This window comes from Rhodoferax sp. GW821-FHT07F03, assembly GCF_059418745.1.
Genome location: NZ_JBWKQM010000041.1, coordinates 1 through 642, shown reverse-complemented (window position 1 = coordinate 642; position 642 = coordinate 1). Strand labels below are relative to the sequence as shown.

1 protein-coding gene is annotated in these 642 nt (G+C 53.9%); it reads right to left on the bottom strand.

Annotated features, from left to right (window positions below):
• Nucleotides 1-168 precede the first annotated feature (168 nt).
• On the bottom strand, nucleotides 169-642 hold a 474-nt coding region (locus AC07R0_RS25715; RefSeq protein ID WP_495107033.1), incomplete at its 5' end, for a transposase.

Below are 642 nucleotides of genomic sequence, written 5' to 3'. Positions count from 1 at the left end.
TGGGCCGAGGCTGTGTGAAAACAGCTAAACAATCCTCTCGCGATTCGGCCCAGACATCGTAAACCCGTTTTCTTTCTCACAATCCCACAAAGCGCGTCAAGTGCGTCTGGTGTGGCTTGCAGGGGCCGAGAATCGTGTTTTTGACGGCGTATAAAGGCCTATAAGGGCTCATGCCCCCGCCGGCTTCATAGCCTTCATCATCTTCTCCATTCCCAGGATATTGATCACCCGCTTCATGTTGTAGGCCAGCACATGCAAGCTCATCTCCGTGCCCACATGCGCAATGGTCTTCGTCAGGAAGTGCGTCCAGCCCATCCAGTGCTTCAAGGTTCCGAAGACATGTTCGACGGTGCTCCGGCGTAGCGTCATCGCATCGGGCTTGCGGTCCAATCGTTGCTGCATGCGTTCCAGTACATCTTCGTGTTCCCATCGGCGTATGCGCCTAAAACTGCTGGTTTTGCATTGAGATTTGAGTGCGCATTGATGGCAGGCACTTGGCCAGTAGACATGTATATTGAGGCCTTTCTCGATGCCGCTGAACCGATAGATCGCCTGTTCACCCGCCGGGCAACGGTACGCGTCCTGCTTGGCGATGTAGACGAAGTCTGTTTTATCAAAACGTCCTTCAGCCTTGGCGTTTGA